Annotated in this window: 7 protein-coding genes and 1 rRNA gene; all 8 read left to right on the plus strand. The window is 37.4% G+C overall.

What is annotated here, in order from left to right; all coding sequences use genetic code 11:
* The first annotated feature begins 228 nt into the window (after window positions 1-228).
* Entirely contained in the window at window positions 229-1,656 is a 1,428-nt protein-coding gene (dnaA, locus tag BUA75_RS09690) for a chromosomal replication initiator protein DnaA (RefSeq protein WP_072874404.1), read from the plus strand.
* A 236-nt stretch (window positions 1,657-1,892) separates the two neighbouring features.
* The gene (dnaN, locus tag BUA75_RS09695) at window positions 1,893-3,026 is read left to right on the plus strand and encodes a DNA polymerase III subunit beta (RefSeq protein WP_072874405.1); all 1,134 of its coding nucleotides are present in this window, start codon (window positions 1,893-1,895) and stop codon (window positions 3,024-3,026) included.
* A gap of 8 nt (window positions 3,027-3,034) precedes the next feature.
* Window positions 3,035-3,253 (plus strand): S4 domain-containing protein YaaA, encoded by a 219-nt coding sequence (gene yaaA / locus BUA75_RS09700; protein ID WP_072874406.1) that lies wholly within the window; start codon window positions 3,035-3,037, stop codon window positions 3,251-3,253.
* Window positions 3,250-4,371 carry a DNA replication/repair protein RecF gene (recF, locus tag BUA75_RS09705; protein ID WP_072874407.1) on the plus strand — a complete coding sequence of 374 codons (1,122 nt, stop codon included), beginning with the start codon at window positions 3,250-3,252 and terminating at the stop codon, window positions 4,369-4,371. Before yaaA ends, recF begins: the two co-directional genes overlap by 4 nt.
* An 8-nt stretch (window positions 4,372-4,379) precedes the next feature.
* On the plus strand, window positions 4,380-4,682 hold the full coding sequence (remB, locus tag BUA75_RS09710; protein WP_083574260.1) for an extracellular matrix regulator RemB: 303 nt from the start codon (window positions 4,380-4,382) through the stop codon (window positions 4,680-4,682).
* A 19-nt stretch (window positions 4,683-4,701) separates the two neighbouring features.
* Window positions 4,702-6,627 (plus strand): DNA topoisomerase (ATP-hydrolyzing) subunit B, encoded by a 1,926-nt coding sequence (gene gyrB / locus BUA75_RS09715; protein ID WP_072874421.1) that lies wholly within the window; start codon window positions 4,702-4,704, stop codon window positions 6,625-6,627.
* 56 nt (window positions 6,628-6,683) lie between these two features.
* Complete coding sequence (gene gyrA / locus BUA75_RS09720) at window positions 6,684-9,137, plus strand: DNA gyrase subunit A (protein ID WP_129583596.1); 2,454 nt, start codon at window positions 6,684-6,686, stop codon at window positions 9,135-9,137.
* Window positions 9,138-9,590: 453 nt separating this feature from the next.
* A 16S ribosomal RNA gene (locus BUA75_RS09725) occupies window positions 9,591-9,807 on the plus strand; the annotation flags it as partial.

Raw genomic sequence — 9,807 nt, forward strand, 5'->3', positions numbered from 1 at the left:
TCGACTTATCCACCATTTTATCCACAGGTTGTGGATAAAATAATTCACCTCTTGTTGAAAAGTGAATAACTGATCCTTTAATTTTGTCGATTCATCTCGAATCAACTCGAAAATCTATCAAAAGCGTATTCATAAGTATTCCAAATCAAACTTTGTGGACTTCTTATGAAAATTTTTCAATGCCCATTTTCTCTATTTACAGATGGTAAGGGGGATTTTTGTCACCCAATGAGCACAGTATTGAAAACCGATTATTTTGACGATTTATGGTCTCAAGTTTTAACTGTCATTCAGGAAAGAACAACGACTCCAACATTTGAAACTTGGTTTTCAGGCACCCGAATTGCAGCTTATCGGGAATCAGACAATACAATTGTTATTCAAGCTTCTACTTTATTTACTAGAAATTGGTTAGAAAAACACTTCTATACGGTAATTCAAAATACAATAACTGCGTTAACAGATAAAGAATTCAATTTACAATTTATTCACGATCCGCTAACTGATCCTCGTGATCGAGAGAAAGATACCTCAAATTTCGCTGACCATAAAGATAAAAGTCAGCCAGTTATTGAAATTCAAACGACAATTCAGAATGGCGAGAGTCAACAATCTGAAGAAGTCTTTGAAACTACAAACTTTAATCCTCGTTATACTTTCGAAAATTTTGTAATAGGTGCTAGTAATCGTTTTGCACATGCAGCAAGCTTAGCTGTAGCAGAAAAACCAGCCAAAAACTATAATCCTCTATTTATTTATGGAGGAGTTGGACTAGGAAAAACGCACTTGATGCATGCCATTGGGCAACTTTCCAAAAAGCTAAGGCCTTATTCTAAAGTTTTATATTTATCTTCTGAACGTTTTACAAATGAATTTATCACCGCAATTCGAGAGAATAGTACCGGTAATTTTCGAAATCGATATCGCTCTATTGACGTTTTGTTAATTGATGACATTCAATTTTTAGCTAAAAAAGAACAAACACAAGAAGAATTTTTCCATACATTCAATACTTTACATGAAGAAGCTAAGCAAATTGTAATTTCCAGCGATCGTCCACCCAGGGAGATACCTACATTAGAAGATAGATTGAGATCGCGCTTTGAATGGGGACTGATTACAGATATTCAACCACCAGATTTAGAAACACGTATTGCTATCCTGCAGAGAAAAGCTAAATCAGAAGGCATCAGTATCCCGGAAGATGTTACATATTACATCGCCAATCAGGTAAATTCTAATATTCGAGAATTAGAAGGAGCTCTCATTCGAATCGTTGCTTATTCTTCATTGGTGAATTCAGATATTTCTCTCGGCCTGGCAGAAGAAGCATTGCAAGAACTCATTCAAAGAGGAAACAAGCAAACCATTAATGTATCCCATATCCAAAAAGTTGTAGGTGATCACTTCAGCTTAAAGCTAGAAGACTTAAAGGCAAAAAAACGAACAAGAAATATAGCTTTTCCAAGACAGATAGCCATGTATTTAACCAGAGAATTAACCGACCTATCTTTACCAAGAATAGGAGAAGCATTTGGTGGGCGAGATCATACAACCGTTCTGCACGCTTGTGAAAGAGTCACAGAAGAAATGACAAAAAATGATGAGATACGAGCGATTGTTGAGAGACTATCTGAGGCAATTCGTACTTTGTGATGAATTGTGATGAAATGTGGACAACTTTTAGTTTTTCTCACAAGAAAAAATAAGTTATGCACATATTATCCACAAGGAAAAACGCTAGTGATTACAGCGAATCTTTAAGTTATCCACAAAAACACAGGCGTTATTACTATTACTTGTACTAGTAAAAAGATCTATATACTATCTATCTACTACTAGATTGGTCATAGAAAATCAGATGTAAATTTTTGAAAGGAGTTTCATCTCCCATGCATTGTGTCGTAAATAAAAATGCTCTTCTCAATCTCATAAATAATGTTTCAAGAGCTGTAGCTACAAGAACGACCAAACAAATTCTCTCAGGAATACTAATCAACCTTTCATCCAATACACTTATTGCAACAGCATATGATTTAGAACTCGGTATTCAAGATGAATTATCTGTTCAAACAGAAGATCCAACGTTTCTGCAAATATCAGAGCCTGGTAGTATAGTTTTACCAGCAAGATATTTTTTGGATGTCATTCGAAAATTACCAGATGAAAAGGTTCAAATACAGACCAATTCCAACTACATCACAAAAATTGTTTCAGGACACTCTGAGTTTCATCTACATGGTATTGATGCTTCAGAATTTCCTAAATTACCTTCTTTTTTATCCTCCAACGCGTTTAAGGTATCATCCAAAAAATTACGTTCATTAATAGAATCAACAGTTTTTGCAACTTCCTCATCCGAAGTACGACCTATCTTAACTGGCCTGCATGTTGAATTAAATCGAGACTTTTTAAGTTTTACAGCGACAGATGGACTCCGATTAGCTACAAAAAAATATCCTTTCGAAGAAGTAAAGAATCATACAATTTCAGCAGTTCTTCCTGGAAAATCTTTAAATGAATTAGCCAAAATACTTCCTGATAGTGATGAAGAAGTTGTCTTGCAATTATCGGAGGGTCACTCTCTATTCATATTCGGTTCTATGCACGTTTATACCCGCTTATTGAGCGGAGCCTATCCAGACACAAGCAGATTGATTCCAAGTCAGTGGAAAACAGAATTGCTGATTAACAGATCTGAACTTTTATCTGCAGTTGATCGAGCAGTTCTTATCTTAAGAGACAAAGAAAATAACAAAGTAAAAATGGAAATTCAAAACAATGAAATGTCAATGTCTTCTAATTCACCTGAGATTGGAAATGTTCAAGAACAACTGTGGATTAATGAAAAATCAGGTGAAGATGTACAAATAACTTTTAATGGACGTTACGTTTTGGACGCTTTAAGAAATTTAGAATCTGAAACAGTAACCATTCGCTTAAATGGATCAAATCAACCGTTTGTGATATTGGAAAATCAGGAGAATGGGTCATTACAATTAATTTCTCCTGTTTTAACGAGGTAATTATACATATGGAAAAAATTATATTTTATAATGAATATATAACTTTAGGTCAATTACTAAAGAAATTAAATTATGTTTCTTCTGGAGGAGATGTAAAAATCTTTTTAGAAGAAAACCGAGTTCTTGTAAACGGAATGATAGAAACCAGAAGAGGTAAAAAATTAGTTTCTAATGATGTCTTAACGATTCAAAATAAGTCGTATTTACTTAAGGCTGATAAAGAATGATTGTTAAATGGGTTGATCTCGAAAATTATCGCAATTATAGACATGTATTCTTTGAATTATCTCCTACACTCAATGTTTTCGTTGGAGAAAATGGACAAGGAAAAACTAACGCGTTAGAAAGCATTTTTTATTTAGGTATTGGTAAATCTCATAGAACTGTGAGAGATTATGAACTTATCCAATTTGGAGAAACGAGATCGACACTTAAAACATTAGTTGAACATGAAATCAGGAATTATCAATTAGAAATTCAAATTGAAGAGAATGTAGGGAAAAAAGCTTGGATTAATCATGCTCCATATAAAAAAATGTCCGACTATATCGGACATTTGCAAGTTGTCTTATTTTCTCCTGAAGATTTACAACTTCTTAAAGGCAGTCCTGCCTTAAGAAGGAGATTTTTAGATATAGAGATAGGACAAAGCCAGCCTACCTATCTCTATCATTTAGCACTGTATAATAAAACTTTGCAGCAACGAAATCGATTTTTAAAATCTCACAACATTGATGAATCATTGTTAGATGTTCTTGATGAACAATTATCTATACATGGATCTTATATTTTATTAAAGAGAATCGATTTTTTTAAAGATTTGAACCATATTGCTTCATCCTTATATGAAAAAATAGCTTATCAAAAAGAAAAACTTAATATAAAATATGATTCTTCGCTACGTATAGATGATGCTTATTTATACTCCTTCACCATTCATGAATTTCAAGAAGCTCTATATACAGGTTTACAAAAACAAAGAAAACAAGATATCCATCAGTGCATAACCACTATAGGACCACATAGAGATGACTTGTTATTTTATTTAAATGAGAAAGATGCTAAAAAATATGGCAGTCAAGGACAACAAAGAACGATAGCTCTTTCTCTCAGGCTTGCCGAAATTGAGTTATTGTATAAATTATCTAGGGAATATCCTGTTCTTTTACTGGACGATGTGCTATCAGAGTTAGATGATGATCGACAAAAAAATCTGCTTCTTTCGATGACAGAAAAAGTTCAAACTATCCTTACGACAACAAGTTGGTCATCTTTAGCTGACTATTTTCGCATGGCGCCAAAACTCTACAAAGTTGATTCTGGTATACTTACTTCGGAAGGATAGTGAATATCATGTATTTGCACATTGGCGGTGATGTAGCCATTCACGTAGACCAATTGGTAGGTATCTTTGATTGGCGCATTGGAGAGAGTGCAAATACAGAAAGCTTTTTTAAAAATGCCTATGCCGATTATTCTCTTGAGATGATTGATGCGGAAGATATTAAATCTGTAGTAGTGACTTTTCAAAAAATCTATTTATCTCCCGTATCTGTAATGACTCTAAAAAAACGAATGTTTATTCTAGAGGATCATCTACAAGATGTTTCATTACCAGATGAGTTTATACAAAATGACTCATGCGATTATATTTGATTCGATGATCTCGGAGGGAATGTCATTGTCCGAAACAAACGCGACTGCGAAAGTATATGATGAAACGCAAATTCAGGTTCTTGAAGGATTGGAAGCTGTTCGAAAACGTCCTGGTATGTATATCGGATCAACCAGTTCAAGAGGTCTTCATCATCTGGTTTGGGAAATTGTAGATAATGCTGTGGATGAAGCGCTTGCTGGTCGCTGTGACCGTATTCTTGTCCAGATTCATCCTGATAATTCTGTGACTGTTGTGGATAATGGCGCCGGTTTTCCAGTTGGAATTCATCCAAAAACCGGAAGACCAGCTGTAGAAACAGCATTAACCGTTCTTCATGCAGGCGGTAAGTTTGGTGGAAGTGGTTATAAGGTATCAGGAGGTTTACATGGTGTTGGCGCATCTGTCGTCAATGCCCTTTCCACATGGCTGAGAGTGGAAGTTCATAGGGATGGAAAAATTTACGAACAGGAATATGAAAGAGGTACACCTCTCTACGATCTACGAGTAATTGGTAGCACAGATCATACAGGAACCAGTGTTTCTTTTAGACCAGATCCTGAAATTTTTACAGAAACAATAGTTTTTGATTCTGAAATTTTACAGAATCGACTTAGAGAACTTGCTTTTTTAAATGCTGGATTGGAAATCATTTTTCAAGATGAACGTGATGGCGGGAAAAAATTAAATTTCCATTATTCTGGCGGTGTTGCGGAATTTGTAGAATTTCTAAATAAATCTAAAGATGTGCTTCATGAAGATCCCGTTTTTGTGAGTGGGAAAAAAGATGATGTAACGGTTGAAATCGCCCTGCAATATAACGACGGTTATTCAGCAACGCTTTTTTCATTTGCTAATAATATTAATACTCATGAAGGTGGTACACACGAATCTGGATTTAAAAGTGCATTAACAAGAGTGATTAACGATTTTGCTCGCAAGTTAAACGCGATAAAAGAATCGGACAATAACTTGACAGGTGACGATGTCAGGGAAGGTTTAACTGCTATTGTTAGTGTTAAAGTGCCCGAACCGCAATTTGAAGGACAAACCAAAACAAAGCTTGGCAATTCAGAAGTTCGTGGAATTGTGGAAAGCTTATTTGGTGAAAAATTACAAACATTTTTAGATGAACATCCTTCTGTTGCAAAAAAAATTGTTGAAAAAGCAGTGATGGCTGCGCGGGCAAGAGAAGCTGCGCGTAAAGCAAGAGAGTTAACCAGGCGTAAAAATGCTTTGGAAGTCAGTTCATTGCCTGGAAAATTAGCTGATTGTTCTTCAAAAGACGCATCTATTTGCGAACTCTATATTGTCGAGGGTGATTCAGCAGGCGGATCGGCAAAATCGGGTAGAGATAGAACTTTTCAAGCTATACTTCCAATTCGTGGAAAAATTATCAATGTAGAAAAATCGCGCTTGGATAAGGTACTCTCCAATGAAGAAGTTCGATCTATTATCACAGCGAGTGGAACGGGCATTGGAGAAGATTTTGATATTACAAAAGCTAGATATCATAAAATTGTGATTATGACAGATGCCGATCACGATGGAAGCCACATCCGCATTCTTTTACTTACATTGTTGTATCGATTCATGAGACCACTTATTGATGCGGGTTATGTATATATTGCACAACCACCGCTTTATAAAATTACAAAAGGAAAAAATATTCAATACGCATACTCAGATCAACAACTTGAGCAAATTCTACAAGAAATAGGTCGACAGAATATCAATATTCAGCGCTATAAAGGTCTGGGTGAAATGAATCCGACACAGCTTTGGGAAACCACGATGGATCCGAGTACGCGCACACTATTAAGGGTAACTACAGAAGATGCGATGGCTGCTGAACAAACGTTCAGTATTTTAATGGGCGACAAAGTTGAACCACGCCGTGAATTTATAGAAGAACATGCGCGTTATGTTCGGAATTTGGATATTTAATCTTTCATCATGGAAGAAGAGAGATCTTAGGGGGGATTTAGTTGTCTCAAGATTACATGGGCAAAGTTATACCCATTGATTTAGGTGATGAAGTACGTCAATCCTTTATGGATTACGCTATGAGCGTTATTATCAGTCGTGCGATTCCGGATGTCAGGGATGGATTAAAACCTGTACATCGTCGAATTTTATATGCGATGTACGAATCTGGAATGACACATGAAAAACCATATAAAAAATCAGCACACATTGTGGGTGATGTACTTGGACGTTATCATCCGCACGGCGATGCTTCTGTTTATGATGCTCTCGTTAGACTGGCCCAAGAATTTTCAACACGCTATCTATTAGTGGATGGACATGGAAACTTTGGTTCTGTAGATGGAGATTCTGCGGCTGCCATGCGTTATACAGAGTCTCGCATGTCAGCTATTGCGATGGAATTATTAAGAGATATACAGAAAGAGACTGTTAATTTTGGTCCTAACTACGACGAAAATGAACAGGAGCCACTTGTATTACCTGCCCGTTTTCCAAATTTATTGGCAAACGGATCGTCCGGAATTGCAGTAGGAATGGCTACAAATATCCCTCCACACAATTTACGCGAAGTCATCAATGGTGTTGTTGCCATGATTGATCATCCAGATGTCACAGTATCGGAATTGATGAATTATATTAAGGGACCCGATTTTCCTACTGGTGGCATTATTCTGGGTAGAGATGGCATTCGCCGTGCTTATGAAACTGGTCGTGGCAGTATAACGGTCAGAGCAAAAACAGAATTTGAAGAAATGTCGGGTGGGAAAACTAGAATCGTAGTTACGGAAATCCCATATCAACAAAATAAAGCCAGATTAGTGGAAAAAATAGCAGAATTAGCAAGAGACAAAAAAATAGATGGTATTACTGATCTTCGAGACGAATCTGACCGAAACGGCATGAGAATGGTTATAGAATTGCGCCGAGACGTAAGGCCTCAAGTTGTATTAAATAATCTTTTTAAATTTACTGGTTTGCAAACAAATTTCGGCATCATCAATTTGGCGTTGGTTAATGGTGAGCCTAAAGTACTTAATTTGCGCCAAATGCTTTATCATTACTTGGAACATCAAAAAGAAGTAGTCACACGAAGAACGCAGTATGATTTAAGAAAAGCTGAAGCAAGGGCCCATATTCTTGAAGGGTTAAGAATTGCACTTGATCATTTAGATGCGGTTATAGCCTTAATACGCGCTTCTCAAACAGTTGATGAAGCAAGAGAGGGATTAATTCAACGATTTGGATTATCGCAAGAACAAGCCCAGGCAATATTGGATATGCGTCTTCAGCGTTTGACTGGTTTAGAAAGAGAAAAAATTGAAGCTGAGTATGCAGAATTGCAAAAATTAATCAGTGAGTTACGAGCTATTCTAGCCGATGAATCGAGATTAATGGGCGTCATTCGAGAAGAAATTATACAAATTCGCGATAAATTTGGTGATGAAAGACGTACAGAGATTGTAGCTGCAGAGGGAGATATCAATGAAGAGGATCTCATTCCTGTACAAGACGTTGCGATTACCATAACGCATGCTGGTTATGTCAAGCGTATTCCATTGTCAACTTACCAAAGCCAGCGTCGTGGTGGCCGTGGTATGACCATGATGGGAACTCGAGAAGAAGATTTTGTTGAGCATTTGCACATCTGCTCTTCCCATAGCCCGGTTCTCTTTTTTACGAATCGTGGAAGAGTATACAATCTTAAGGCATATGAAATTCCTGAATTTAGTCGCCAGGCTAAAGGTGTGCCCATCATTAATTTGCTGAACATTGAACAGGGTGAAAAAATTACTGCAGTTATTCCGCTTGGAACCATAGCTGAAGAAGATATGGAACAACTAACCTTGTTCTTTGCTACAAGAATGGGCATTGTCAAGAAATCTGCTCTAAGTGAATACGCCAATATTCGAAAAACAGGCTTAATTGCACTTCATTTAAAAGAAGATGATGAGGTTATTTCGGTAAAATTAACAAACGGTAGTAAGGATATTATTATGGCGACTCGCTGCGGGCTCTCCATCCGCTTTCCTGAATCCGATGTAAGAACTATGGGTAGAAATGCAACAGGTGTCAAAGGAATTGCTCTTAATCCGAATGATGAGCTTATAGCTATGGATGTTATTGAGGAAGATCATGAAGTGCTGGTGGTTACCAGCCGAGGCTATGGTAAAAAAACACCCGCTGACGACTATCGTACTCAATCTCGTGGCGGAAAAGGCATTAAAACGTTAAACTGTACAAAGAAGAATGGTGTAGTTATTGCATTAAGAATGGTAACTTCACAAGATGATTTAATGATTATTACCAATGCAGGAGTAGCTATACGCATTCACGTTGCGGATATTTCTACACAAAGCCGAAATACTCAGGGTGTTAAATTGATTAATGTGCCAGATGGTGAGGAAGTTGCAACAGTAGCTCGTGTCATAACGACAGACGATACCGAAACAGAAGAAGATTCGATCTAAAAATCATATCTACGAGGAGTGGTCTAAATGTCTCCTTTAGAAATTTTTGCAATACATCAAGCTGCAGGATTTTTGGCGCTTGGGGTAATTGTGGGATTATCGTATCTTGTGTTTCATGCTATATTACCGCGTAAATAAAGTGTGCTAGTGTAGAATTCTTTACTGAAACAATGCAGAAAATCCTGATGAAACAATGAATCCCTGTCTGATCACAGTAAGTGAACAGGCGGGGATTTCTTATGAATCGTAACAAAGAATAAAATCATAAAAATTTTTTTCAAAAAGGGGTTGCAAAAAAGTTTGGAGGGAGGTAAGATAGTCGCTGTCGCTGCAAGAGGGGGCGCGAAAGAGAGCCTTGGCAGTGAGAGAACCTTGAAAACTAAACACGCACAAGAATCACCAAACGCCAGAGAAGAAGTGCCCAAGCTCGAGAGAGCGAGGGAGAAGGAATTAGACATTGAGAGTTTGATCCTGGCTCAGGACGAACGCTGGCGGCGTGCCTAATACATGCAAGTCGAGCGGGTATCGAAAGATACCAGCGGCGGACGGGTGAGGAACACGTGGGGAATCTGCCTAACAGACCGGAATAACGCCTGGAAACGGGTGCTAAGGCCGGATAGGCGCATGAGGCGCATGCCTGATGCGGGAAAGGATGCTACGGCATCGCTGA

The sequence above is a fragment of the Alicyclobacillus tolerans genome (genome assembly GCF_900142255.1).
Lineage (GTDB): Bacteria > Bacillota > Bacilli > Alicyclobacillales > Alicyclobacillaceae > Alicyclobacillus_I > Alicyclobacillus_I tolerans.

What these genes read in the sequence shown, in the direction of transcription:
- dnaA (WP_072874404.1), top strand. Translation starts at nt 229, where the DNA reads ATGAGCACAGTATTGAAAACCGATTATTTTGACGATTTATGGTCTCAA.
- dnaN (WP_072874405.1), top strand. Translation starts at nt 1,893, where the DNA reads ATGCATTGTGTCGTAAATAAAAATGCTCTTCTCAATCTCATAAATAAT.
- yaaA (WP_072874406.1), top strand. Translation starts at nt 3,035, where the DNA reads ATGGAAAAAATTATATTTTATAATGAATATATAACTTTAGGTCAATTA.
- recF (WP_072874407.1), top strand. Translation starts at nt 3,250, where the DNA reads ATGATTGTTAAATGGGTTGATCTCGAAAATTATCGCAATTATAGACAT.
- remB (WP_083574260.1), top strand. Translation starts at nt 4,380, where the DNA reads ATGTATTTGCACATTGGCGGTGATGTAGCCATTCACGTAGACCAATTG.
- gyrB (WP_072874421.1), top strand. Translation starts at nt 4,702, where the DNA reads ATGTCATTGTCCGAAACAAACGCGACTGCGAAAGTATATGATGAAACG.
- gyrA (WP_129583596.1), top strand. Translation starts at nt 6,684, where the DNA reads ATGGGCAAAGTTATACCCATTGATTTAGGTGATGAAGTACGTCAATCC.